21 protein-coding genes are annotated in these 25,647 nt (G+C 38.8%); 17 read left to right on the forward strand and 4 right to left on the reverse strand.

Annotated elements, in window-relative coordinates:
- Positions 1-16 precede the first annotated feature (16 nt).
- From CEQ21_RS17500 to CEQ21_RS17510, 3 genes are all read left to right on the forward strand, one after another.
- Positions 17-1,009: an NERD domain-containing protein gene (locus tag CEQ21_RS17500; protein WP_185765620.1), complete on the forward strand. Its 993-nt coding sequence runs from the start codon at positions 17-19 to the stop codon at positions 1,007-1,009.
- A 35-nt stretch (positions 1,010-1,044) separates the two neighbouring features.
- Entirely contained in the window at positions 1,045-3,201 is a 2,157-nt protein-coding gene (gene pulA / locus CEQ21_RS17505; protein ID WP_185765621.1) for a type I pullulanase, read from the forward strand.
- Between the two features lie 396 nt (positions 3,202-3,597).
- The gene (locus CEQ21_RS17510; protein ID WP_185767315.1) at positions 3,598-4,371 is read left to right on the forward strand and encodes a phosphotransferase family protein; all 774 of its coding nucleotides are present in this window, start codon (positions 3,598-3,600) and stop codon (positions 4,369-4,371) included.
- A gap of 4 nt (positions 4,372-4,375) precedes the next feature.
- Here CEQ21_RS17510 and CEQ21_RS17515 read toward each other — a convergent pair whose 3' ends face one another.
- Positions 4,376-4,657, reverse strand: coding sequence for a YtzH-like family protein (locus tag CEQ21_RS17515; protein WP_185765622.1), 282 nt, complete (start codon positions 4,655-4,657; stop codon positions 4,376-4,378).
- 254 nt (positions 4,658-4,911) lie between these two features.
- Between CEQ21_RS17515 and trmB the strand changes: the two genes are divergently transcribed.
- Positions 4,912-5,553, forward strand: a complete 642-nt coding sequence (trmB, locus tag CEQ21_RS17520) for a tRNA (guanosine(46)-N7)-methyltransferase TrmB (protein WP_185765623.1) — start codon at positions 4,912-4,914, stop codon at positions 5,551-5,553.
- 112 nt (positions 5,554-5,665) lie between these two features.
- The gene (locus CEQ21_RS17525) at positions 5,666-6,502 is read left to right on the forward strand and encodes a YtnP family quorum-quenching lactonase (RefSeq protein WP_185765624.1); all 837 of its coding nucleotides are present in this window, start codon (positions 5,666-5,668) and stop codon (positions 6,500-6,502) included.
- Positions 6,503-6,543: 41 nt separating this feature from the next.
- On the opposite strand, the gene CEQ21_RS17530 is transcribed toward CEQ21_RS17525, so the two are convergent.
- The gene (locus CEQ21_RS17530) at positions 6,544-6,855 is read right to left on the reverse strand and encodes a hypothetical protein (RefSeq protein WP_185765625.1); all 312 of its coding nucleotides are present in this window, start codon (positions 6,853-6,855) and stop codon (positions 6,544-6,546) included.
- Between the two features lie 197 nt (positions 6,856-7,052).
- Between CEQ21_RS17530 and CEQ21_RS17535 the strand changes: the two genes are divergently transcribed.
- The 6 genes from CEQ21_RS17535 (at position 7,053) to murC (ending at position 15,838) form a co-directional block, all read left to right on the forward strand.
- Positions 7,053-8,126: a M42 family metallopeptidase gene (locus CEQ21_RS17535; RefSeq protein WP_185765626.1), complete on the forward strand. Its 1,074-nt coding sequence runs from the start codon at positions 7,053-7,055 to the stop codon at positions 8,124-8,126.
- 75 nt (positions 8,127-8,201) lie between these two features.
- Positions 8,202-8,723 carry a DUF84 family protein gene (locus tag CEQ21_RS17540; protein WP_185765627.1) on the forward strand — a complete coding sequence of 174 codons (522 nt, stop codon included), beginning with the start codon at positions 8,202-8,204 and terminating at the stop codon, positions 8,721-8,723.
- A gap of 84 nt (positions 8,724-8,807) precedes the next feature.
- A complete protein-coding gene (locus CEQ21_RS17545) occupies positions 8,808-9,122 on the forward strand; it encodes a thioredoxin family protein (protein WP_185765628.1) in 315 nt (104 codons plus the stop codon).
- Between the two features lie 159 nt (positions 9,123-9,281).
- Entirely contained in the window at positions 9,282-10,082 is an 801-nt protein-coding gene (locus CEQ21_RS17550; protein ID WP_185767316.1) for a DUF1444 domain-containing protein, read from the forward strand.
- Positions 10,083-10,405: 323 nt separating this feature from the next.
- On the forward strand, positions 10,406-14,254 hold the full coding sequence (locus CEQ21_RS27415; RefSeq protein WP_328593483.1) for a DNA translocase FtsK: 3,849 nt from the start codon (positions 10,406-10,408) through the stop codon (positions 14,252-14,254).
- A 285-nt stretch (positions 14,255-14,539) separates the two neighbouring features.
- Positions 14,540-15,838, forward strand: a complete 1,299-nt coding sequence (murC, locus tag CEQ21_RS17560; protein ID WP_185765629.1) for a UDP-N-acetylmuramate--L-alanine ligase — start codon at positions 14,540-14,542, stop codon at positions 15,836-15,838.
- Positions 15,839-15,880: 42 nt separating this feature from the next.
- Here murC and CEQ21_RS17565 read toward each other — a convergent pair whose 3' ends face one another.
- Complete coding sequence (locus CEQ21_RS17565) at positions 15,881-16,996, reverse strand: aminopeptidase (RefSeq protein ID WP_185765630.1); 1,116 nt, start codon at positions 16,994-16,996, stop codon at positions 15,881-15,883.
- Positions 16,997-17,288: 292 nt separating this feature from the next.
- Here CEQ21_RS17565 and CEQ21_RS17570 point away from each other — a divergent pair, with 292 nt between their 5' ends.
- The 3 genes from CEQ21_RS17570 (at position 17,289) to ytxJ (ending at position 18,602) form a co-directional block, all read left to right on the forward strand.
- Positions 17,289-17,738, forward strand: a complete 450-nt coding sequence (locus tag CEQ21_RS17570) for a DUF948 domain-containing protein (RefSeq protein ID WP_185765631.1) — start codon at positions 17,289-17,291, stop codon at positions 17,736-17,738.
- A 17-nt stretch (positions 17,739-17,755) separates the two neighbouring features.
- Positions 17,756-18,214 carry a YtxH domain-containing protein gene (locus tag CEQ21_RS17575; protein ID WP_185765632.1) on the forward strand — a complete coding sequence of 153 codons (459 nt, stop codon included), beginning with the start codon at positions 17,756-17,758 and terminating at the stop codon, positions 18,212-18,214.
- A 61-nt stretch (positions 18,215-18,275) separates the two neighbouring features.
- Positions 18,276-18,602 carry a bacillithiol system redox-active protein YtxJ gene (gene ytxJ / locus CEQ21_RS17580; protein ID WP_185765633.1) on the forward strand — a complete coding sequence of 109 codons (327 nt, stop codon included), beginning with the start codon at positions 18,276-18,278 and terminating at the stop codon, positions 18,600-18,602.
- Between the two features lie 43 nt (positions 18,603-18,645).
- Here ytxJ and pilM read toward each other — a convergent pair whose 3' ends face one another.
- Positions 18,646-20,802 (reverse strand): cell division protein FtsA, encoded by a 2,157-nt coding sequence (gene pilM / locus CEQ21_RS17585; protein ID WP_185765634.1) that lies wholly within the window; start codon positions 20,800-20,802, stop codon positions 18,646-18,648.
- Between the two features lie 262 nt (positions 20,803-21,064).
- Between pilM and CEQ21_RS17590 the strand changes: the two genes are divergently transcribed.
- From CEQ21_RS17590 to CEQ21_RS17600, 3 genes are all read left to right on the forward strand, one after another.
- Entirely contained in the window at positions 21,065-22,141 is a 1,077-nt protein-coding gene (locus CEQ21_RS17590) for a bifunctional 3-deoxy-7-phosphoheptulonate synthase/chorismate mutase (protein WP_185765635.1), read from the forward strand.
- 363 nt (positions 22,142-22,504) lie between these two features.
- Entirely contained in the window at positions 22,505-23,503 is a 999-nt protein-coding gene (gene ccpA, locus CEQ21_RS17595; protein WP_185765636.1) for a catabolite control protein A, read from the forward strand.
- 173 nt (positions 23,504-23,676) lie between these two features.
- A complete protein-coding gene (locus CEQ21_RS17600) occupies positions 23,677-25,611 on the forward strand; it encodes a SpoIID/LytB domain-containing protein (RefSeq protein WP_185765637.1) in 1,935 nt (644 codons plus the stop codon).
- Positions 25,612-25,647 lie beyond the last annotated feature (36 nt).

Genomic DNA, 25,647 nt, shown 5'->3' on the forward strand with positions numbered 1-25,647 from the left:
TTTAGGGGGAAAAGCTTTGGCACAATTAATTAAGCTAAAAGACTACATATCACGCTATCAGCAAAATATTCTACTATATCCGTCGCGCTTTGTCCGTCTGAAGAAGCAAAAATGGGAAGGTGTAAAAAGTGCATTTGATTCAAAAGACATGCAAATATTTTATGAAAATACAGATTTGACGGAATATTTGCCAGAGGAAAAAGAATCTATCTTTCTGAAAATCAGAGGGATGATGAATCGAAAAGGGAAGGAAGAAGAAGCGCTTCTTTTTCCGGCTATCGTTAAGGATGAAGAAGACAAAGAAGACAAAGAAGAGCAATTATTTTCCTTTGACTATAAAGCAAACGAATATACTGAACCGCAAAGCTTGGAACAGTTGAAGCTGCAGTTTTTAAATCAGCTTTTCCAATTTCAGATGAAATGGGCAAGCTCGACACTGACAGAAAAGTCAACCGTCAAGAAAGCATTTTATTATGATGATTTGCTGAAATATTTTTTGCAGCGATTTCCAGACACATATCTGGTCCTTTATAAGCCAGTTTTCTTGTTGAAAAACGCGCCAATTGAGGTAGAGACAATCCTTGTAACACCAACTGCAGTCTGGTGTATTACTGTATTGGAAGCAGAAGATTCCGCTGTCTTTGTTGGTTCAAATGAGAAATTTTGGGTAAAGAAATACAATAGCAAAGAAAAAAAGATTTTAAGCCCGGTTATTGCACTGAACCGAACAGAAAAGATAATTCGAGGTGTTTTTGACAGGCATGATGTAACATTGCCTATTCAAAAAGCGATTTTAACAAGAAATGGCTATATCGATTATCCAACAATACCATATGATCTGAAAATCATTGAGAAAAGAAATTATGATGAATGGTTTCAGATGATGAGAAATAACCAGTCACCGATTAAGGCGATCCAGTTAAAAGGGGCAGAAAGTCTTTTGCAATATTGTTTGACAACCTCTGTAAGAAGATATGATTGGGATTTCCCAGGAGAAGAGAAATCTTGATTAATAATTGAAACAGAAGAAGGAGTGGGGAATTCATGCTGTCCATAAAAAGAGATTATTATGCTTATTTAGATGAGCTTTCTGTTATAACCATACTGCTTCCGTATATGTATCATGGCGGTGAAGCCAATGCTTTTACAGTACAGGGAGAGGATGGTTCTTCTATTAGTTTAACAATCAAGGCGAAGGAGACGGTACAGCAGTATGCTAAATACACTTGTATTTCCTCCGTGAAGTTAGATGCTGGCAAAAGCTATAAAATCATTGATAATCACAATGGCAGTACTGATTTGCAAATTGGTGCGGTAATAAGGACAAAAGAATTTGATGAGCGTTACTTTTATGAAGGTCCGCTTGGCATCCAGTACAGTACGGAAATGAGCAGTTTTTACTTATGGGCACCTACTGCCCAACAAGTGAAGCTCGTACTGCAAAATCCCCACAATCACACACGCAGTGAAATACCGATGAGCAAAAAAGACAAGGGAGCTTGGACAACAGAAGTTGAACAAAATGTAGACGGTTTTCACTACACGTATTTAGTTCTTATTAATTTAGAGTGGAGAGAGGCGGTTGACCCTTATGCGGTTGCTGTTAGCGTTAATGGTGAAAAAGGCGTCATTGTTGATTTAGGGAAGACGAAAACAGTGAAGCCTATCCTTCCTGACCTGCCATCTCCTGTTGATAGCATCATTTATGAAACACATATTCGCGACTTTACGATACATCCAAACAGCGGTGCAGATAAGAAAGGAACATATCAAGGGGCTGCCCAGCTTGGTACGAAAACAAGTTCAGGTGAAAGTACAGGTCTTTCCTATGTGAAGGAGTTGGGAGTAACACATCTCGAGTTACTGCCGGTCCATGACTTTGAGGAAGTTGACGAGCTAAACGTCTTCAAAAGATATAACTGGGGGTATAATCCTTCCCATTTTAATGTGCCAGAAGGCAGCTATTCGACTGACCCGACAAATCCGTATGCGAGGATTACGGAATTGAAACAGCTTATCCATGCTGTCCAAAAGCAAGGAATAAGGGTTATTACGGATGTCGTCTACAATCATGTGTACAAAAAAGAAGATTCTCCATTTGAGAAAATCCTCCCGGGATATTTTTTTCGTTATGACGGTAATGGAATGCCTGCAAATGGCACGGGTGTCGGCAATGATATTGCGTCAGAACGCTTGATGGTGCGGAGATATATTCATGATTCGGTTCGTTTTTGGCTAGAGGAATACCAGGTGGACGGATTCCGCTTCGATTTAATGGGAATATTGGATGTCGTGACAATGCAAGGTGTTCGTGAAATTTGCGATAACATGGACACAGATATCCTTGTATTTGGAGAGGGCTGGAATTTACAAACGCCGATTCCAGAAGAAGAAAAGGCGATTATTAGTAACCAAGAAAAGCTGCCACGGATCGGGCAATTCAATGATCAGTTCCGTGACCAAATAAAAGGAAGCACATTTGACTTGAAGAACAGTGGCTTTGCTTTAGGGAATGGCAGCATGCCTAATGTGCAAGATCTGCTGACAGGCAGCATCGGCTTAACGGATGATGAGGCTGGAATGTTTATGGAGCCAGTTCAGACGATAAATTACGTCGAATCACATGATAACTATACACTCTGGGATAAAATTGAAGCATGCTTTCCAGATTTAGAGGATGCTAATAAACGTAAAAAGCATGTGCTTGCTACTTCACTTGTTTTAATCAGCCAAGGAATTCCGTTTTTGCATAGCGGTCAAGAGTTCTTCCGAACGAAATATGGCGTGGAAAATAGCTATAAATCACCAGATGAAATTAACAGACTTGATTGGGACAGAAGAGATACATTCATTGACAATGTCCAATTTATAAAAGACCTAATTCAACTGCGAAAATCTTTAGCTGCACTCCGTCTGCCGAATGCAGACCTTATAAGAAAACATGCAAGCATTAAATTTCATTCTCCTTTATTTGTTGAATACAGGCTAAGTGAAGTCGGTAGCTATGGAGACTGGGAAACTTTGCACATCCTTATTAATGCAGACAATGGACATCAGAAAATGGATATTCCAGAAGGTGAATGGAAGCTGCTCTTAATGAAAGATAAGGTATATCTGCATGATTTTCCAAATGTAGAAAAAAATGCAGATGTTTATCAGACCAGCATAACAATTATTGGTAAGAAAAAAGCTGAACACTGAAAAGCCTGCAAGTGAATTTTTGAAAAATAATATTATATTGCAGATACACTTGACTAAAAAACCTAATAAGAGATAATATTTAATGTGATAGCTATTGTTGTCAGTTCCTGATCGTAATAGCTCTCTTTTTTTATAACAAAACATTATTTAAGATACATTGTTTTTTTATAAGCATAGTATTATTTTTTGTACTATGTCCTTTTCTGTTTATTATGGCAATTTATATGATGATTAATATTCCATTTATCGCGTAAAAACGCTAAGAATAAAGAAATACTATTAGTTAGAACGAATCAATCTGTTTGTTCTTCCTACAAAAAATAGGGATACAAAAGGTTCAAACAAGAATGACTCATCCTAAAATCATGGAGCAATATATATAGTAGGTGAACAATGTTGGAACATTTATTAGGACAAGATTGGGAAATAACCCCTGCAGGCGGAGAAACAGGAGAAGCCTTTTTCGCCCAAAACAATGGCCAAAAGCTATTTCTGAAGAGAAACTCTTCTCCGTTTTTAGCCGTTTTGTCTGCAGAAGGAATTGTCCCAAAACTTGTTTGGACAAAAAGATTTGAAAATGGGGATGTATTCACTGCACAGCAGTGGCTTATTGGCAGAGAGTTCAGCCAATCTGACATGACAGATGACAGGGTTGTTATGCTGCTCAAAAAGATTCATACATCTAAACCGTTATTGGAAATGCTTAAAAGGCTTGGGAAAACAACACTGATGCCGAATATGATTCTTGCAGTCATTAAAGCAGAATTGGATGAAGCGCTGACTAGTAATGAAACAATTACGAAGTCTATTGCCTTTTTAGAAGAAAATATTCCATTTATAAAGAGCGAAGAAGAAGTTGTGTGTCACTGTGATGTTAATCATAACAACTGGCTGCTTTCAGAAGACAACCAGTTGTATTTAATCGATTGGGATGGAGCAATGATTGCAGATCCAGCAATCGATTTAGGAATGCTTCTTTACTGGTATATCCCAAAATCAGAATGGACAGAATGGCTTGAAAAATATGGATTTGAACCGACAGACAGCCTTATGCTTCGCATGAAATGGTATGTGATTGCCCAAACCCTTAATTCTATCCAATGGTATAAAAAGAAATCCCGTTATCATGAGATGGAAAAGTGGATACAGTTTCTAAATGACTTGGATTAATAATTTAGCCTGTAAATCCATTAATGCCGTCAACCCATTGGGACAGCTGCTCTTGAGAGGACTCAATGTGATTGTTTAAATTGCTTGTGTGAATCCCTCTCTGGCTGTACTGGCTGATTTCCTCCAGAATAGGAAGAATATTTTGGTCAATATTGCCATTGACCTTCAAGGAAGTCACAAGACGTTCAAGTTGTTCACATTCAGACACAGAACCACAGCAGTCTTCTTGATGGTTACTTAAAATGTCCTTTAATAAACCTAATTGATGTTCATGTGTAAGTGGCATTTAGTTGCACCCTTTCTTTTAGGTTTCTTTAAAAAAAATAAGATTTCTGGGTCAAATACCAGTAAAGGAATTCACTAATAGGTTGTGAATTCTTTTTTTTCTTTATACTTTATTTGCATTTGAAAAATTACCCTGTCTAATTCGTAAGAATTGGGGCAAGTTTGGAAAAGAAAAGAGTATTGCATGATAGCCTTAAGAATGTTATTGTTTGATGGATATATGTAAAGGATATATGTAAAGAAGGAGTGTCACCAATGCGATTAAGACATAAACCATGGGCGAAGGACAAGCTGCTGGCATATCCCCAATATGCTGTCAAGCATCCTGAAGAGTGGAAAGGAAAATGGGATCAAGCATTTAGCGGTAAAGGACCCATTCATATAGAAGTAGGTACAGGTAAAGGCAGATTTATTACAGAAATGGCTAAAGCAAATCCGCATATTAACTATATCGGAATTGAATTGCAAGAAAGTGTTATTGTTGCTGCATTAGACAGGGTAATTGAAGCAGAGGTACCCAATTTAAAGCTAATGAATTTGGATGCATCCAAGCTGACTGATTACTTCCTTAAAGGGGAAGTAGAGCGCGTCTACTTGAATTTCTCTGATCCATGGCCGAAAACAAGACATGAAAAGAGAAGACTTACGTTCAAGACATTCTTGAAATCGTACGAGGAAGTGCTTATCCCAAATGGTGAAATCCACTTCAAAACAGATAATCAAGGCTTGTTTGAATACTCGCTGCGAAGCTTCTCTGAGTATGGCATGCTGCTGAAATTTGTCAGCCTTGACCTTCATAATAGTGATTATGAAGGAAATATTATGACAGAATATGAAGAGAAATTTTCGTCACGCGGCAGCAGAATTTTCCGAAGTGAAACACAATTTAAATCATGATTGAAAAGAGACTATGCTCATGGCTAGTCTCTTTTTTTATGCTATATTCTTATACTTCTTAGTAAAATCGAATATAATTTTAATTAAGGACATTCTTAGGAGGTATGCTTGCATGAACAGTTTAAAAATAGGGGAAATTACGTTAACGTGGTTAAATGGCGGCAATACTAAAATGGATGGCGGGGCCATTTTTGGGGTAGTACCGAAGCCGTTATGGACAAAAAAATATGAGTGCAATGAATTAAACCAAGTCAATCTGCCAAGTGACCCGATATTTTTCGAATACGCTGGAAAGAAAATTCTTGTTGATGCAGGAATCGGAAATGGCAAACTGACTGAAAAGCAAAAGCGTAATTATGGAGTGGATGAAGAATCCTCACTAGAAGAAAATCTCCGTACACTCGGAATTTCTCCTTTCGATATTGATTATGTGCTGATGACACATATGCATTTTGATCATGCTAGTGGATTGTCAAAGCTAGAAGATGGTGAGCTTGTATCCATATTTCCAAATGCAGAAATTATTACGTCAAATCAAGAATGGACAGAGATGAAGGATCCAAATATACGGTCCCGAAATACTTATTGGGAACAAAACTGGAGACCGATTGAAAGCCAAGTGAAAACCTTTGAACAAAAGTGGAGTATGGGGCCAATTAAGCTTGTTCACACGGGAGGCCATAGTAACGGTCACTCTATTCTTATCATAGAGGATGGTGGTGACATCGCTATTCACCTGGCTGACCTGCTACCAACACATGCCCATCAAAATGTGCTTTGGGTGACAGCATATGATGATTATCCAATGACATCCATTGAGGAAAAACAGAAATGGATTAACTGGGGAATTGAAAACGATGCTTGGTTCACATTTTATCATGATGCAGTCTATCGTGGAGTAAAATGGAACGATAAAGGTGAAATAAAGGAAGCGATAAAACGAGCTTAAAGTGTCCATTGCTAGTGGGTTAAGCAATGGACTATGTAAATTTAAATTTCATAAATATCGAGCAGATTTCCTGTCTTGCTATCTGCCAGAAATTCATAGGATTGATTAATTCCCTCATTCAGTCTTGTGATGCCCCCGCGGTAAATCTGGTGAGTGGCACCTGCTGTTTCAAATGGTTCTTTTTGCATATTAATCCAGCTGCCAGTAATTGGTCCTTGCTCTTTAAACGCTGCTTTAACTGTTTTAAGAACAGTGTCACTGGAGATGGAATAGTTTCTTGAAATTATTTCCTTTGTTGCATAGCTTGTTGCAAAACCTACTGCCGCTCCTGCCAATAACGTTTTCCAGTTCATATCTTTGCTCCTTTCCAATCTGTTTATTATTATAGCCAAAATAGCAGAGATAAGTGAAATAAAACAAAAAATCGTAATTATTTCACGATTGAACAATAAGAGGAATATTGCAATTGTTATGTATATTGGTAGCGATAATATTAATATTTCGATAAAATAAATAAATACATAATTTTTAAAAAAAGAGGAGCATTACAATGAACGAGCAAACAATGGATTTATTCCGTACATTGACTGAATTACGAGGTATTGCAGGAAATGAACATGAAGTAAGAAATTTTATGCGCACAGAGCTTGAAAAATACAGTGATGAAATAATTCAAGACAATCTTGGCAGTATTTTTGGTGTGAAAAATGGATTAGAAGAAGGGCCAAGAGTTATGGTTGCTGGCCATATGGACGAAGTTGGTTTTATGGTAACATCTATTACGGAAAATGGGATGATTCGATTTCAGCCAATTGGAGGCTGGTGGAGCCAAGTACTGCTTGCCCAACGAGTGCAAGTGATGACAGATAATGGTCCGATAATCGGGGTGATCGCATCTATTCCTCCGCATTTGCTTGATGATGCACAGCGCAGCAAGCCGATGGATATCAAAAACATGCTTATTGATATTGGCGCTGATGATAAAGCAGATGCTGTGTCAATCGGTATCAAGCCAGGACAGCCAATTGTTCCGATTTGCCCATTTACTCCAATGGCAAATAAAAAGAAGATTATGGCGAAGGCTTGGGATAACCGCTATGGATGTGGGCTTGCTATCGAGTTGCTGAAGGAGCTTCAAGGTGAGCAGCTTCCTAATACCTTATATTCTGGTGCAACAGTACAAGAAGAGGTTGGACTGCGCGGAGCGCAAACGGCTGCTAATATGATTCAGCCTGACATATTTTATGCATTGGACGCAAGCCCTGCAAATGATACTTCTGGTGACAAAAACCAATTTGGTCAATTAGGAAAAGGTGCTTTGCTTCGTATATACGATCGCACCATGGTGACACATAGAGGGATGAGGGAATTTATCCTTGATACAGCGGAGAGCAATAATATTGCTTATCAGTACTTCATCTCACCAGGCGGAACAGATGCAGGGCGAGTGCATACTTCAAATGAGGGTGTACCAAGTGCTGTAATTGGTATTTGCTCGAGATATATTCATACTAGCGCTTCTATCATTCATGTGGATGATTATGCAGCAGCGAAAGAGCTAGTTGTGAAGCTTGTGAAAGCAACAGATAAAACGATGGTGGAATCCATTAAAGCAAATGTGTAATAAATAGTCAAAGAGGCAGATATAACTGTCTCTTTTTTCCATTGAAAAAAGGCAAGCAGGATAGGAGAGTCTAACATGATTGTATGTATTGGAACAAAAAATCCGGCAAAGTCAGGGGCAGTTAAGGAAGGCTTCAGCTTAATGTCGGATGTGGAATTTTTGGAGCTTGATGTTGCATCAGGTGTAAGTGCTCAGCCGTTTTCTGATGAAGAAACGATTACAGGTGCAATTAACCGTGCTAAAAATGCGTTAGTTACTGGAAAAGGAGATATCGGTATCGGTCTTGAAGGCGGTGTTAAGCAAACAGAACATGGCCTGCTTATTTGTAACTGGGGAGCTCTTGTCCTTAGGTGTGGACGAACATATATTGGCGGAGGTGCAAGCATTCCTTTACCTGCAGACGTTGCAAATGCACTGCTTGCAGGAGAAGAACTTGGTCCTGTTATGGATCGCTATGCAAACAAAAAGAATGTCCGACACAATGAAGGCGCAATTGGCGTTTTCACAAATGGCAAAATAACTAGGCAAAGAATGTTTGCACAAGTCATGGAGTCGTTAGTTGGTCAATATGAATATGATTTAAAGACAAGCCAATAATAAAGAAGCGAGCATAATAGTAGTGAAAAGACAGATGTTTTGTTAGTATCAAATAATAAATGTCAGCGATAGGGGGATTAACAAATGAGAGATTTACAGTCACAAGAGGAGTTTAACGAGTTAAAAAATAGCAGCAATAAGCATGTGTTTTTATTTTCTGCCAATTGGTGCGGAGATTGCCGTTTTATAGACCCATTTATGCCAGAAGTAGAACAGAAGTACAGCGAGTTTACATTTATTCACATTGATCGTGATAAATTCATTGATACATGCATCGAATTAGATGTGTTTGGTATTCCAAGCTTTGTTGCCTTTGAAGGTGGCAAGGAACTTGGCCGCTTTGTCAGCAAAGACCGTAAAACACAAGAAGAAATTGAGAACTTTATTGAATCATTGTGATTGAAATAGTAAAGGCATGAAGCAGCGTTTCTATGTTGAACGCTGCTTTTTTTTTGTATGTAGAATTCCAGATTCTTTGAAAAGACAGTCAACTGCTATTATAATAGGAAAAGCAATTATTATTACCCACTCTAAAAGGGGGAAACAGCGTTAATGAAGATGGACAGCAAAAAAATGAAGAACCTCTTACAAGACAGGCTTAAAGCAGAAGGAAGAGTGTTTACGTTTGATTCTAAAAAGGATCAACTTCGTATAGAGAGCAAGGATGCTGGCAAAGGTGTCACAATTTCTTTACCAGGAATTATTGCAAAATGGGAGCAAGAAAAGGAAAAAGCTGTAGATGAAGTTGTTTATTATATTGAAAATGGCTTAACTGCATTGGTAGAGGATCCAGCCCTTGAAGGGAAAGAAAAAAATATTTACCCTGTTATTCGCTCGACCTCATTTCCGTTGCAAACTAATGAAGAAATACCATTCGTAGTGGATGAGCATACAGCAGAAACAAGAATTTATTATGCATTGGATATGGGCAATACTTATCGTCTCATAGATGAAAAAATCATGCATAAGGAAAACTGGAAGCACAGCCGAATTAAGGAAGTGGCTCTCTTTAATGCCCGTTCTTTACGGACAAGTTTTAAAACTGATCAGGTTGCAGGCAACACATTTTATTTCTTGAATACGAATGACGGATATGATGCAAGCCGTATTCTTAACGATTCTTTCCTTAAGGAAATGAGTGAGACGGTAAAGGGCACAATGGCTGTAGCAGTACCGCATCAAGATGTGTTAATTATTGCAGATATAGAAAATGAGACAGGCTATGACATTTTAGCGCAAATGACAATGAGCTTTTTTGCAAGCGGCAGAGTTCCAATTACAGCACTGTCCTTCCTTTATGAAGATGGAAGTTTAGAACCTGTGTTTATTTTAGGGAAAAACAAGAAAAAAGAGCAGTGAACATTTTCTTGCTTGTTTGCAAAACTTAATCTGTTTGATTCGAGATTATTGCCTGAATGAAAACAGGATGTAATATTCGTTATTTAAAATAAGGGTAGTGTACGAGAATCAGTTTAGACAAATGGTCCTGCTGATTCGGTGTCTGCCCTTTTTCGTATGGTAGCATATTGGGGAATGTTAGTTTTTTTAGCAAGTTTTGCCTCCTTGCAATTGGAAAATAGTGAAATATAATAGAATAGTACAGGGAATATATCGATTTTTATCTCGATTTTATCAATAAACTGTTAAAATAGTAGAGAGAAAGATGGAAAGAGTGATTTACAGTGAGTTGGTTCAAAAAAGTAATAAAGCAGTTTATTAAAGAGGACCACGAAGAGATGGAGCCATTTGAAGCTGCACAAAAACAAGAAGATCCACATATTCGAAACGAGTGGAATAATGAGTGGAAAAAAGAAGAAGATGCAAAAATCATTTACCAATATCCGAAGGGGAAATTTCGGTTTCCCGTCATTTCTGATGAAGAAATAGGCATTCCTGGCAGACAAGGAAGACAGGACCACCAAGCTGAACGAAGGCAAAATGCTCAAGCAACAGAAGGACAGGAGCCTGCTGAAGCAGTAAGGCAAAGTGGACAAGGCTATACGGAAAAACACGACCATATTGCTGATAAAAGGCAAAATGGGGTCAGCTTTACTGGGAGGCAAGAGCAGTCTAACAGAAATCAACACGCGTCAACTAATGCAGGCAGACATGAGCGACCGAATGACAGAAGACAAAATGTGTCAGCACATAAAGGCATGCAGGAACTTACGTCAGACAGAAGGCAAGCAAACAGGCAGGAGATTTCTAACAACAGAAGAACAAGCTCTCAAGCCATACATAACAGGACGAAGCCGCGGGAAGTACCTGAAAGCACTCCAAATCCGAAGAGCTACCAGTCAAAAATGCCTTTTAAACCGACAGAAATCCCGTCTCCTATTTATGGATATAATAATAGGCCGAAAGTCGATGTGCAACCAATAGTAGAAGTAGCGCGCACGAAAATGGACAGCAGTGATTTCCTTACTTCTGTTATGAGAAGGAAAGAAGCAGCAGAGCAAGCCGCTTTAAGGGCGGAGTTGAAGAAGGAAGAGTCAAAAGAAAGTAATTTCTTTGAAAAAGGTTTTGCTGAAGAAGTCAAAATGGAGCAAACCACAAAAGAAACAGCAATAAATACAGAAGCTTCAGACCTAAACAAAGTAACACTCGAAAATTCAAACCCGGCAGTACATTCAAATGAAGAAGAACTGCAGCCGGCTTTCATAATGGAAGAAACGGAAGAATTGAATTCTCTAATTCAAAATGAAGAAATTCAAAATGAAGGATTATTTGTTAGCTTAATAGCAGAAGAAAAAACACAGCCACAAGAGGCAGAAGCTGTAATGTATGCTGAGTCGACTGTCGTTTATGAGCTGGTGGAGGAACAGACCTCAGCGAAAGTGGAAGTTATTTTGCCACAGGAAGAAGAGCTGTATGCAGAGCCAGCAGTAGTCGTGGAGTCGGATAGAGAACCACTTCGTAAAGAGGAGGAACAGACCTCAGCGAAAGTGGAAGTTATTTTGCCACAGGAAGAAGAGCTGTATGCAGAGCCAGCAGTAGTCGTGGAGTTGGATAGAGAACCACTTCGTAAAGAGGAGGAACAGACCTCAGCGAAAGTGGAAGTTATTTTGCCACAGGAAGAAGAGCTGCATGCAGAGCCAGCAGTAGCCGTGGAGTCGGATAGGGAACCACTTCGTAAAGAGGAGGAACAGACCTCAGCGAAAGTGGAAGTTATTTTGCCACAGGAAGAAAAGATGTATGTCGAGCCAACAGAGGTTGTGGAGCCAGCAGAGCGTTATTCAACGCAAGCAGAGAGCAGCCTGCAGTTTGAAGAGCTTCCAGCTATCAATGAATCGGCAGTAATGCTAAAAATGGAAGAAACAGCAAATAGTATAGAAGAGAAGTTTGAGATTGCTGCGAAAGAACATGTACCAGTGGAAGTGGAACAGTCAAGCCATTCGGAAGTATCATCTGTCTTGACAGAAGAGCAACCTTCTAATGAAAAAACAGAAGTAACGGCAGTGAACACATCCGTTGCAAAACAGGATCAATCGGATGTGGAAGAAACGAAGGAACCACAGGATGCTCCTGTTAAGAAAAGAGCTTTACCGTTTAATGTGTTGATGTTAAATACGGATAGAAAATCTCTTGAAACTAAAAGAAAAGAACAGCAAATAAAGAAGCGAGAGCAAACTTCGCAATTAATAACTGAAAGTGCAGCAGCATTAGAGCCAGTCGATCGAGAACAAGAGGAACAGGCAGCAGCATCAGAGCCAATTGTTCAAGTACAAGAGGAACAGGCAGCAGCATTAGAGCCAATTGTTCAAGTACAAGAGGAACAGGCAGCGGTGTTAGAGCCAATTGTTCAAGTGCAAGAGGAACAGGCAGTGGTGTTTGAGCCAGTTGTTCAAGTGCAAGAGGAACAGGCAGCAGCATCAGAGCCAGTTGTTGGAGTACAAGAGGAACAGGCAGCGGCATTAGAGCCAGTCGATCGAGTGCAAGAGGAACAGGCAGCGGTGTCAGAGCCAGTTGTTCGAATACAAGAGGAACAGTCAGTGGTGTTAGAGCCAGTTGTTCGAATACAAGAGGAACAGGCAGTGGTGTTAGAGCCAGTTGTTGGAGTGCAAGAGGAACAGTCAGTGGTGTCAGAGCCAGTTGTCGAAGAGCTGCCTTATTATGTTTTCCCTGAGGATGAACTTTTGAGCCCGCCGATTTATAATACAGAGCATGATGGCTGGATAGAAGAACAGACGGAGCTTTTGAACCATACTTTTAAGAACTTCAATGTTCATGCAAAAGTGGTCAATGTTACTCAGGGACCTTCCGTTACAAGGTATGAAGTACAGCCTGAGCCTGGAGTTAAGGTTAGCAAGATTACTAACCTATCCGATGATTTGAAATTGAGCCTAGCTGCTAAAGATATTCGGATTGAGGCGCCTATTCCTGGGAAGCATACAATCGGAATCGAGGTTCCTAATCGTACGAGCAGACCTGTATTGCTGAGTGAAATTCTTAATAGTGATGAGTTTAAAGATTCTGCTTCACCATTGACGGTTGCTTTAGGGCTTGATATTTCCGGCAAGCCGATTGTCACTGATTTGCGCAAAATGCCGCATGGGCTAATTGCAGGTGCAACTGGTTCTGGTAAAAGTGTTTGTATCAATACGATGCTTGTTAGTCTTCTGTATAAGGCAAAGCCCGAAGACTTGAAGCTTTTACTCATCGATCCAAAAATGGTAGAACTTGCGCCATATAATTATATTCCTCATTTGGCTAGTCCTGTTATCACAGATGTGAAAACAGCAACAGCTGCATTAAAATGGGCTGTCGAGGAGATGGAGCGGCGTTATGAGCTGCTTGCACATGCAGGTGTTAGGGATATAACGAAATATAATCAGCTGGCTGAAGAGAACCAACAATATGCACAAAAGCTGCCGTATATTGTTATTATAATTGATGAGCTTGCCGATTTAATGATGATGGCCCCTGCAGATGTAGAGGAAGCCATCAGCAGGATTGCTCAAAAGGCAAGAGCTTGCGGCATTCATTTACTTATTGCCACGCAGAGACCGTCTGTAGACGTTATTACAGGGCTTATAAAAGCAAATGTCCCAACAAGGATAGCATTTTCTGTATCATCTCAAATCGACTCAAGAACAGTTATAGATATAAGTGGAGCAGAAAAACTCCTTGGAAAGGGAGATATGCTCTTTTTGGAGAATGGGACATCAAAGCCAGTTCGTTTACAAGGAACATTTGTTTCAGATGAAGAAATTGACCAAGTCGTTGCACATGCCAGAAGAGAGAGAAAACCGGATTATTTATTTGAACAAGAAGAGCTATTGAAGAAGGTTCAAATGTCAGAAGAGGAAGATGAGCTATTCTATGAAGCGTGCGAATTTATCATTGAACAAGGCGGCGCATCTACATCGAGTCTTCAAAGAAACTTTAAAATCGGCTATAATCGAGCAGCGCGACTTATTGACATGATGGAAAAGCAGGGGTATATTTCAGAGGCAAAAGGCACAAAGCCAAGAGACGTACTTATAACACAAGTGGAGTTTTTACAGCTCCATGACACAGAGCAGCATTAATTTTTTCGAAAACTGCATGTATCACTAATATAATTCCTTTCAATAGGGAATATGATTGATACATAGTTTTTCTTAATAAAAGATGGTATAATGAATAAATGCGAGTAAAAAAAGGAAAAAAAAGTTAAATCTACCCCGTTTGAATATTTTCCTTTTCTAAAAGGTCTTTAGGAGAAAAAATAGTTATAAACGGGGTCCATAGTGGAGAAATTTATGCTATGAGCAAATTATAGGTTCATTTCATATACTGTGTAAAAGATATACGATAGTTGGAGGTTCTTTTATATGACTATTTACCACTTCGTAGGTATTAAAGGGTCAGGGATGAGTGCACTTGCACAAATCCTGCATGATATGGGTTTACAAGTTCAAGGATCGGATGTAGAAAAGAGATTTTTTACACAGGTGGCTTTAGAACAGTCAGGAATTAAAATTCTTCCTTTCTCAAAGGAAAACATTCAGCCTGGGATGAATATTATTGTGGGAAATGCTTTCTCTGATACGCATGAAGAGGTTGTGGAAGCAAATGCATTAGGTCTTCCAGTTGTGCGCTACCACCGTTTTTTAGGCGATTTTATGAAGCAGTTCACAAGCGTTGCCGTAACAGGTGCTCATGGAAAAACATCAACAACAGGCTTGCTTGCGCATGTTATGAAAGGTGCAAAGCCGACAGCCTATTTAATTGGAGATGGAACTGGAAGAGGAACAGAAAATGCGGAGTACTTTGCATTTGAAGCTTGTGAGTACAGACGACATTTCTTATCATACTTCCCTGATTATGCGATCATGACTAACATTGATTTTGATCATCCTGATTATTTTGCTAATGTTGATGATGTCTTTTCTGCATTCCAGGAAATGGCTTGGCAAGTGAACAAAGGAATCTTTGCTTGTGGTGATGATGAACAGCTCCAAAAAATTCAAGCAAAAGTGCCTGTAGTTTTTTATGGTTTTGATGATGAAAATGACTTCCAAGCAAGAAATGTTGTGAAGACTACAGAAGGTACAACGTTTGAAGTATATGTAAGAAATACTTACTACAATACATTCTCTATTCCGACTTTCGGAAACCATAATATTTTAAATGCATTATCTGTCATTGCCCTAAGTCATTATGAAGATTTAGATGCAGGTATTGTGCAGGAACGACTTATGTCATTTGAGGGTGTTAAGCGCAGATTCTCTGAAAAGCGTATTGGTGAGCAAGTAATCATTGATGACTATGCCCATCATCCAACAGAGATTAAGGCAACGATTGAAGCGGCTAGACAGAAGTATCCAGACAGAGAAGTAGTAGCAGTTTTCCAACCGCATACCTTCTCAAGAACACAAACTTTCTTAAATGAATTTGCCGACAGTTTAAACCTGGCAGATTCTGCTTATCTTTGCGAAATTTTCGGGTCAGCTCGTGAGAACCATGGCAAGCTGAGCATTGAAGATTTGGCAGAGAAGGTACCAGGCAGCAAAATCATTGCTGAAGAAAGTATTGAAGCATTAAAAGCTCATGAAAAGGCAGTTATCCTGTTTATGGGTGCTGGCGATGTTCAGAAGTTCCAGGATGCTTATGAAAAAACATTAGTATAAAGTAAAAAAAGATGCTGAGAAATCAGCATCTTTTTTTGGCTATTATTTTAGATTTTCAGGATTCAGTGCTTCCAATTCAGGTATCACAAATCTTCCATCTTTTCTAATAAGTACGCCGTCAAAGGAAATTTCTCCACCGCCGTAATCAGGTCTTTGGATGTTGACCATATCCCAATGGATATTAGAATGGTTGTCATTGAATGCATCGTCATAGCATTGTCCTGGTGTGAAATGGAAGCTTCCGTCAATTTTTTCATCAAACAAAATATCCTGCATCGGGTGAAGGATATATGGGTTAACACCAATGGCAAATTCGCCGATAAATCTTGCTCCTTCATCCGTATCAAGAATTGCGTTTAAGCGTTCTGTATCATTGGAAGTAGCTTCAATGATTTTGCCGTCCTTGAATGTCAGTTTAACCTGCTCAAACGTAAAGCCTTGGTATGGAGATGGTGTATTGTAAGTAAGTGTTCCATTAACAGAATTACGCACAGGAGCTGTATAAACCTCTCCATCAGGAATGTTCATTTGTCCTGAGCATTTTATTGCAGGTATATCTTTGATAGAGAAAGTTAGATCTGTTCCCGGACCAGTGATTTTAACTTCGTCTGTTTTATTCATCAGGTCAACGAGATTGTCCATCGCCTTATCCATTTTGCCATAATCAAGGTTGCACACATTGAAGTAAAAGTCTTCAAATCCGTCTGTGCTCATTTTAGCAAGCTGTGCCATGGATGGGCTTGGATAGCGCAGCACAACCCATCTTGTTTTCGGAACGCGGATTTCACGGTGTACTTTCTTTCCGACAGTAGCACCCTCAATTTTCATTTTTTCTGCAGGCACATCAGCATGCTCATTAATATTATCTCCCGCACGAAGCCCGATATAAGCATCCATCTGGCTCATCACATTTGCTTCAAAGCTAGCCAGCATCTCATATTGCTCCTCTTGTGCACCTAAAAGCAATGCTCTGTTGACATCATTATCCTTTAAGGACACAAATGGGAATCCCCCTACAGCATATGCTTCTTTAACAAGTGCTTTGACAAGCTCCTTTTGCAAACCAAAATTTTCAATTAGGACTTTTTCACCTTTTTGCAATCTGATCGAATAATTAATTAAATTTTTAGCTAACAGTTCTATACGTGGGTCTTTCATATAATGCCTCCTGTATTTTTAAAAGATTTTGACACTTCGTCATATGTAGAAATTGTTGAATAGCACATTTAGTCTTTGTTCGTTCAACCATTTTATTGTACCCCAAAAAATATTTTTCTTAAATAATATTGTGTAAAATTAACCAAACTATTGATGCGTTTTGACACGAAAGTTATAGGATGAATTTACCTGTTTTATTTGTTTCTGGATGTTTTTCCAACTATAATAGAAGAAAGGTTTAGGCATTAGCCAAATTGGGAAAAACAATGAAAAAGCGGAGGTGTAGCTGTAAATGATTATCATTTTATATTGTAGTGTTGCATTAATTGCCATTGCTTTCACTATTTTGGTTGTGTATGTTGCCAGAACATTGAAATCGTTACATATCACTCTTGATAGTGTCTCAAAGACATTAGTTGGTCTTGAAAGACAGCTTGACGGGGTTACAAAGGAAACGACTATCTTGCTGCATAAGACAAATGAGCTTGCTGAGGATATTCAGCAAAAATCAGAAAGCCTTAACGGTGTGGTTGATGCAGTGAAGGGCATTGGCACTTCAGTAAAAGGATTCAATGATTCTATTCAAAACATCAATCAAAATGTGGAGCAAAAGCTTGTGCATAATCAGGACAAGATTGCCCAAGTACTTCAGTACAGCAAAATGTTCTTTAACATTAGAGATCAGTGGAAAGCTAGAAGAACAGCAGAGAACGGCATAAAAGTAAAAGTAAAAGCACATTAAACTTTTTAGGAGGGATAATGATGACAAGAGAATACGAAACAACAGTCGTTGAAAATGAAAGTACAGGTGGAAAAGACTTTTTAATTGGTGCAATTGTAGGAGGAATTGTTGGAGCTGCAACAGCCCTTTTTCTTGCTCCAAAGCCTGGAAAAGAATTGATTCAAGATCTTAATCAGCAAGCTGGTATCCTTAAGGAAAAAGGGATTGAACTTTCTGGAACTGTGAAGGACAAAGGGACAGAATATATCAGTATTGCCAAAGATAAGACAGGCAGCATTGGCAGCACTGTTTCCAAGCATTCAAACGATTTAGTGGGCAAGGTGAAAGGCTTAGGTAAGGATGAACAGCAACCAGAAGAGGCTGTTGCCGCCGGAGCTGAAAATGATCCTTTTCAACGTGAGTACGATGAGATTCAAAGAAAGCTAGAAGAAACGAAAAAAGCTTTTGATGAAACAGAAAGTAAATATAACCAATAATAGTAGGACGCCCCAGTAATGGGGCTGCCTTTTTATAGGATGATAAGACTGGAGGGGTATTATGGAAAAGATTGAAACAGTTGAGCAATTTGAAGAAGTTTTGAGCAACAATAAGTCAGCATTCATCGTAAAGCATAGCCTGACATGTCCGATAAGTGCAGCAGCATTTGACGAATACAAGCAATATGCGGATGCAAATGCAGAAGTGAACACTTATTATTTGGCTGTTCAAGATGCACGACCACTTTCTAACTATATCGCGGAAACATTTGGTATAAGACATGAGTCACCGCAAGCACTGTTGTTTTCCGATCGTTCTGTCGTGTGGAATGCATCACATGGTGGGATTACCGTTAATTCACTTAAAGAAGCAAGCGTTAAAGCATAAGAAAAAGGATGGCATATTGGATTTATCCATATGCCATCCTTTTTTATGTTGCAGGAACCTTCCATACAATAGAAAGTTCATCCCCTTTGTTAATTGGAGTTAAAAAGGTTGCCGATTCTCCATTTTTCAAGAGCTCAAAGCTACCTTGCTTATCCTGTGGGATGTCAATTTGCACATAAGCAAATAAATCCTGGAACAGAAATCCTTCAAATGGTTTTTGCTCGATTTGGATTTTTTCATAAGGTGGAACCTTGTCATCCAGTTTTAATGTATGCCCGTTTTTTGTTACCTGGGCAAGCTGTTTAGTAAGTGTCAGCTTTTTACCGTTAAAGGTGACTGGGAGGACTTGGTACAATAGCATCTGTCTTCTTTCAGCCAGCTCCGTCACTGTTGGAACTAGTCTTTTTTCGATGAGTATGTCATCCGCACTTTCAAAGCTGTGAGTTAATCTAGAAGGAAGTCCATTACGAAAAAGCTTTCCAGAAAAAGCAGGTATAATTGTATCCTTATCGTTTATTTTAATTTGATATGGACGCAGCTCCTCCAAATAGGCGTGTAATTCGAGTGTTTCAAGGAGCTCCTGAAGTGTTTTGACAGTCAAGACATTAATGTCATCGCGATCCTCGATCCAGGCTTCATGTGATGTTGCTTTGCCATTACATAATAGTTTAGGCTGTATGGTATATTCCTTCCCATTAATACGGACAACTCTTCCGCTGTCTAAATCTATTAAGCTTTTAATTTGAACTTGTGTTGGCTCTCCATCCATCCCTTTAAACACTTGCAGGCTTTGTCCGTTTTCGACAAGATCATCTAATGAGCAGATTTTGCCATCCCGTTTTATCACAGGACCTTCTCCATGTGAACCAGGAATGGTTATTTTCTGTCCATTTAATGAGATGATTTTTGCCATCCCTGGCTTGCCATATAATTTGGAAAGGGATAAGCCCGAGGCAAGCAGACAGTCGCCGATTGTCAGTTTATTGACCTCAAATAGTCTGATAGGCTGGTCATTTACATATACAGTCTTATACTGCACAGGAGATTTCTCGGCTGCAATTGCTATTCCTGCTGGTGTAACAAGCTCTGGCCCTTTAATGGAAGGGTCCTTAAAGGTAATGTTGCTAATGGCATCAATCCCTCTGATGGCAACACGGTTTGCAGGCAAATTCAGCATGTCTGCGATTTTTTGCTGAAGGGCAGGTGTTTGGCTGCCTCCGCCAACAAGCATAACAGCCTTCGGAGACTGGTGGTTATTTAACAATAAAATCTCCCTGCAAATAGCATCTGCCAGCTTATCAAGGGCAGGTGAAATTTGTTCAATAACTTCTGCCCTGCTTAACTCTGTTGAAAAGCCAAGAATATCGGTAACAGTTATTTGCTCCAGCTCTGACAGCTGTTTTTTTGCTTCCTCTGCGAGTGGGAAATCTAATAAATATTGGTCACTTATTGCTTCGGTAATTTCATCTCCAGCAACAGGTACCATTCCATATGCAATAACGGTTCCCTGATCTGTGATGGCAATATCAGATGTGCCTGCTCCAATATCGACAAGAGCGACATTCAGTCTTCGCATAGATGGGGGAATTAATACGTTGATGGCAGCAATCGGCTCAAGTGTCAATGCTTCCATTTCCAAGTCTGCCCTATGCAAGGCAGCAATCAATGATTCAACGACAACCTTCGGCAGAAATGTAGCGATAATTTCAACTTTTGCAATACTGCCTTGCTGGTCAATTAAGCTTCCCATTTCTTGCTCATCAAGTGTATAACGAAGGACAGAATAGCCAACACAGTAATAAAATTGACTGTTTTCCCGGCTGTTTTTCTCCGCTACAACACTTTGGGCTTGTTGCACGGCAGCAAGCTCCATATGTAATATATCCTGATTTGTCATCATCGGCTTGCCCTCTATCTCAACAGCATAAGCAGCCTTTTCCGTTTTTAGTGCTCGGCCTGCAGCAGCAACACTTACTTTACGAAGTGGACCGTGCTTTTCTTCCATTTTTGACTTTATTTCTTGAATGATTTTGGCTACTGCCAGCACATCATGAATTTGCCCATCAAGCATGGCTCTTTCTTTATGCTCAATGGAAAGAATGTCAGCAACATGATAATTATTATCCAGCACTTCCATTATGATGCCCACTACAGACCGAGTACCAATATCTAATGCAAATAATTTTTCTTTATTTTGCAAAAAATACACCTTCTTCTGTTTAAATAGTAATGATTTACTAGAAATTTCATAAAAATAAAGAATAAAATACTTTAGTGCTTAAAAGCGTTTAATTAATAAAGAAAATTCGTGACATTGGAATAAAGTTGTTTTATAATTAACCCAATTAAGAGAAATGTAACATATTTTTAAGTTGGTATAAAGACTAATACACAATTGACCAAACAGGCTTTTTGTAAAGTGAAAATTGTTTGGTTTGTTGATTGAAGGGATGATGGAGAAAGTGAGCAATAAAGAATTAGAAATGCTTCGTGACAGAATTGACGAGTTAAACTTAGAAATATTAGAGAAGATTAATGAAAGAGCTGATCTTGTTCAAAAAATAGCACAAACAAAGGTAACGCATGGAGCACATCGCTATGACCCGGTAAGGGAGCGTAAAATGCTTGATAACATTTTAGCAAAAAACGATGGGCCATTTGATAATGGAACAATTGCTCATTTATTCAAGCAAATTTTTAAAGCAGGCTTACAGCTGCAGCAAGAAGATGACAGTAAAGCACTTCTTGTTTCACGCAAGAAGAAACCGGAAGATACAATTGTTGATATTAGAGGCACAAAAATTGGTGATGGTGTCCCTAAATTTGTTTTCGGTCCATGTTCAGTGGAATCATATGAACAGGTAGCTAAGGTTGCTGAGAGCGTTAAGGCAAAAGGTTTAACATTGCTTCGCGGTGGAGCATTCAAACCAAGAACTTCTCCATACGATTTCCAAGGACTTGGTGTGGAAGGACTAAAAATTTTAAAGCGAGTTGCAGATGAATACGATCTTCGTGTAATCAGTGAAATTGTTAGTCCGCAGCATATTGAAGAAGCATTGGATTACATTGACGTTATTCAGATTGGCGCAAGAAACATGCAAAACTTTGAACTGTTGAAAGCAGCAGGAAGTGTGAAAAAGCCAATCTTGCTAAAAAGAGGCTTAGCAGCAACAATTGAAGAATTCATTAATGCAGCAGAATATATCATTTCCCAAGGTAATGATCAAATCATACTTTGTGAGCGAGGTATCCGCACATATGAACGTGCGACAAGAAATACACTGGACATTTCTGCAGTGCCAATTTTAAAGCAGGAAACACATCTTCCTGTATTTGTTGATGTAACGCATTCAACAGGCAGAAAAGACTTGCTGCTGCCTTGTGCAAAAGCGGCCCTTGCAATTGGAGCAGATGGTGTCATGGCGGAGGTTCATCCGGATCCTGCTGTAGCATTATCAGATTCAGCACAGCAAATGGATATCCCTCAATTCGACGAGTTCTATAAATCAATTCTTGAATCACCATATGTAAGAGCATAACAGGAAACAGATGGAATTATTCCATCTGTTTTTTTGTTTAAATCTTATTATGTATATGATTAAGCAATTATGTCCATAAAAAGAGTAGTATAGTGTATACAGGTTATTACGGGTAATTTATATCATAATATGTTAGAATATTTAGAAATGAAAACGCTCTGTTTGTAGAGCGATGCTTAAGTAATTAAAAAAAACGGTTTTTTTGAAAAAAAATGAAAGCTTGTCATTGCGGCATTTGCAACGTTATCGTATGATTAAATACATAATTAGACAAGATTAGCTAAAATGAAACAAAAATGTTTAGGTTCTAGCTACTTGCCGTAAAATAAATATAGAGAATGTACGTTAGAAGGAGTGTAAAACATGAATATTACAATATATGATGTCGCAAGGGAAGCCAGCGTATCCATGGCAACTGTTTCCCGTGTGGTTAACGGAAACCCGAATGTGAAACCTGCAACAAGGAAAAAAGTACTTGAGGTAATTGATCGCTTAGGATACAGACCTAATGCTGTAGCCCGCGGTTTGGCAAGCAAAAAGACAACAACTGTAGGTGTTGTTATTCCTGATATTTCAAGCACTTTCTATGCAGAGCTTGCAAGAGGAATTGAAGATATCGCTACAATGTACAAATATAACATTATCTTGAGCAACTCGGATCAAAATAAAGATAAAGAGCTTCACTTGCTTAATACAATGCTTGGGAAACAGGTGGATGGAATAGTATTCATGGGCGGTAACATTACAGAAGAGCATGTTCAGGAATTTGAAAAATCTCCAGTACCAATCGTTCTGGCTGCAAGCGTTGAATCAAGCAAAAAAATATCTTCTGTAAACATTGATTATGCACAAGCAACATATGATGCTGTGACATCTTTTGTAGAAAAAGGTCATAAAGTTATTGCACTTGTACTTGGATCATTAGAAGAGCCTATTAACAGTGATCATAAGCTTGAAGGCTATAAGCGAGCGTTGGCAGATGCGGGTATTGCTTTCAAGGAAGAGCTTGTTATTGAAGGTGACTACACATATGAGTCTGGAATGGAATCCTTTGACAAACTGATGGAATTGGATGAAAAGCCAACAGCTATTTTTGTTGGATCAGATGAAATGGCAATTGGTGTTATTCACAGTGCAGAGGATAAAGGCTTTAAGGTTCCAGATGACTTTGAAATCATCAGTTCAGACAACACAAAACTAACTTTGATGGTAAGACCACAGTTGACAACAATTGTACAGCCTCTTTACGATATCGGTGCTGTAGCAATGAGATTGCTGACAAAATACATGAACAAAGAAACAGTGGAAGACGGAATTGTAGTATTGCCACATCGAATTGAAGCAAGACAATCAACAAAATAAAGACAAAGATGGCTTAATAACAGCCATCTTTTTTTGTTTTTCCAAGGCTTTTTTCCCATTAATTACACCTAGTTTTTAAGTCTATTGGTCTATAAAATAAATTTGTATGACAGATATTACATTACTAAATTTTATAGATATAGAAAGATAGATTTGTTTCTAGGGGGAAATACATGAAAAAACTAATGTCCATTATGCTCATTTTTGCAGTTATTCTTTCTGCACTTCCTCAGACTTTGAAGGCGGACTCCCTTCCAATGATAGAAGTGAGGCTTGTCAATTATCTTGGCAATACATCATCTATCACGGTTGTATTTAATGGGGATTACACACTTACAAATGGCATTAAGGTCAGCAAAGGTACAGAGGCTATAATGAGCATAATTAACAGTACGTTAAAGCTGGCAACAAAAAGTGGACAGGTTTTAATGGAAAAGGAAACGAGTATAAGTGCAACACCAGTACAAACAGATGGAAATCTTGCTATTAATGACCGTGGTTATTATGGTTCTTTCCAGTTTGTAATGGAAAAAGACACGAAATCAAATAATATATATATTCGTCCAATTAATAAAGTGGATGTAGAAACATATTTAAGAGGAGTTGTTCCTCAAGAAATGCCGGCACTATGGAGCATGGAGGCACTTAAAGCTCAAACAGTTGCCGCAAGAACATATGCGTTAAAGCATAAAAATGATGCCAATATGGTCGATACAATTGCGAAACAAGTATACGGCGGTATTGTCGGAATCCATCCACGCAGTGATACAGCAATACAACAAACGTCAGGAATGGTTCTGAAATATAATAATAGCTTAATAGATGCAGTGTTTTCGGCAAGCAATGGAGGCAAAACAGAAGTTAACAGCAATGTTTGGGGAGGAACGGCATTGCCTTATTTTGTCGTTGCAGAGGATGCCTTTGATTTTAATCCTGCGACTAAGGACAAATTTCCTTGGGCTATTCAACTAAAGCAACAGCAGCTTCCAGAATCGCTTGATTTAAATGATGCGAATTCATGGTGGGTTACTCAGAAGGAAGCGGATGCAGATAATCAAGTTTTAAAAAATATGAAAACATGGCTGAAAAATGAAGGCTATATTAATGATGTAAACACAGTAAAAATTATGAAAATCTCTAAGCTCGAGCTTAACGTATCTTCTTTATCCTCAGGAGGAAGAGTGTCAAAAGGAAATGTGAATATAGACTATCTAGTTAAGACAAATGAAAAGGCTATCGAAAAGAAAACACTTGTGCTTAATGACACAGCAGCATCGAGAATTCGAGCAATGGTTGGTATCGACAAAATGCCAAGTTATTTAGTAGATGTTTCTAAAGTAGAAACTGGAAGCATCTATATCCAAGGAAGAGGAAATGGTCACGGTGTTGGTCTTAGCCAATACGGTGCTAGAAACAGAGCAGATGCTGGACAAAGTTATCAACAAATATTACAATTCTATTTCCCAGCATCTACTCTGGTGAAGGAATATAGTGGTGTAGCAAACTCTTTACAAGAAAATACAACTGTGAAAAAGGATACAGAAGTACCTGTAACTCCATCACAGGACAAAAATAATACAGAAGCACCTGTTAAAATCGCAGTACCTGCCAAAAAAGATACAGCTGCACCTGTTATCTCAACCTTTAAAGCAAGCTCAGATTATAAAAAAAATATCAGTAAGCTATCTATGAAAATTAATAAGTCTGGAAAAATGACAATTGCTATTAAAGATTCAAAAGGCAAAATTATTTCAACACTGGCAAAAAATAAAACAGTAAAATCTGGGACGCTTATCTTTGATTGGAATATAAGCAAGGTGGGAAATGGCACATATACAGCTGAAATGACAGCTGAAAATGCAGATGGATTTAAGAAGACGATTATGCAAAAGTTTTCGATTCAAAAGCCTGCTAAAGAGAAAAAGGGCAGTGTTAAAGCAACTGTGCTTAATATGAGAGAAAAGGCAACCACAGCGTCAAAGGTTGTCACAAGACTAAAGAACAAGCAGACAGTCGTCATTCTTGCACAGCGAGGTTCATGGTATAAAGTGAAATATGGTTCGAAGACAGGCTATGTATCTGCGAAGTATATCACTGTATCAAAATAAAAAAGACGTTCCGTTTTAACGGAACGTCTTTTTGCT

Origin of the sequence: Niallia circulans (assembly GCF_007273535.1) — a bacterium.
Classification (GTDB): Bacteria; Bacillota; Bacilli; order Bacillales; family Cytobacillaceae; genus Niallia; species Niallia circulans_B.

Excerpts from the sequence above, each read along its gene's own strand:
- pulA (WP_185765621.1), top strand. The coding sequence starts at position 1,045 with ATGCTGTCCATAAAAAGAGATTATTATGCTTATTTAGATGAGCTTTCT.
- CEQ21_RS17515 (WP_185765622.1), bottom strand. The coding sequence starts at position 4,657 with ATGCCACTTACACATGAACATCAATTAGGTTTATTAAAGGACATTTTA.
- trmB (WP_185765623.1), top strand. The coding sequence starts at position 4,912 with ATGCGATTAAGACATAAACCATGGGCGAAGGACAAGCTGCTGGCATAT.
- CEQ21_RS17525 (WP_185765624.1), top strand. The coding sequence starts at position 5,666 with ATGAACAGTTTAAAAATAGGGGAAATTACGTTAACGTGGTTAAATGGC.
- CEQ21_RS17530 (WP_185765625.1), bottom strand. The coding sequence starts at position 6,855 with ATGAACTGGAAAACGTTATTGGCAGGAGCGGCAGTAGGTTTTGCAACA.
- CEQ21_RS17535 (WP_185765626.1), top strand. The coding sequence starts at position 7,053 with ATGAACGAGCAAACAATGGATTTATTCCGTACATTGACTGAATTACGA.
- CEQ21_RS17540 (WP_185765627.1), top strand. The coding sequence starts at position 8,202 with ATGATTGTATGTATTGGAACAAAAAATCCGGCAAAGTCAGGGGCAGTT.
- CEQ21_RS17545 (WP_185765628.1), top strand. The coding sequence starts at position 8,808 with ATGAGAGATTTACAGTCACAAGAGGAGTTTAACGAGTTAAAAAATAGC.
- CEQ21_RS17550 (WP_185767316.1), top strand. The coding sequence starts at position 9,282 with ATGGACAGCAAAAAAATGAAGAACCTCTTACAAGACAGGCTTAAAGCA.
- murC (WP_185765629.1), top strand. The coding sequence starts at position 14,540 with ATGACTATTTACCACTTCGTAGGTATTAAAGGGTCAGGGATGAGTGCA.
- CEQ21_RS17565 (WP_185765630.1), bottom strand. The coding sequence starts at position 16,996 with ATGAAAGACCCACGTATAGAACTGTTAGCTAAAAATTTAATTAATTAT.
- CEQ21_RS17570 (WP_185765631.1), top strand. The coding sequence starts at position 17,289 with ATGATTATCATTTTATATTGTAGTGTTGCATTAATTGCCATTGCTTTC.
- CEQ21_RS17575 (WP_185765632.1), top strand. The coding sequence starts at position 17,756 with ATGATGACAAGAGAATACGAAACAACAGTCGTTGAAAATGAAAGTACA.
- ytxJ (WP_185765633.1), top strand. The coding sequence starts at position 18,276 with ATGGAAAAGATTGAAACAGTTGAGCAATTTGAAGAAGTTTTGAGCAAC.
- ccpA (WP_185765636.1), top strand. The coding sequence starts at position 22,505 with ATGAATATTACAATATATGATGTCGCAAGGGAAGCCAGCGTATCCATG.
- CEQ21_RS17600 (WP_185765637.1), top strand. The coding sequence starts at position 23,677 with ATGAAAAAACTAATGTCCATTATGCTCATTTTTGCAGTTATTCTTTCT.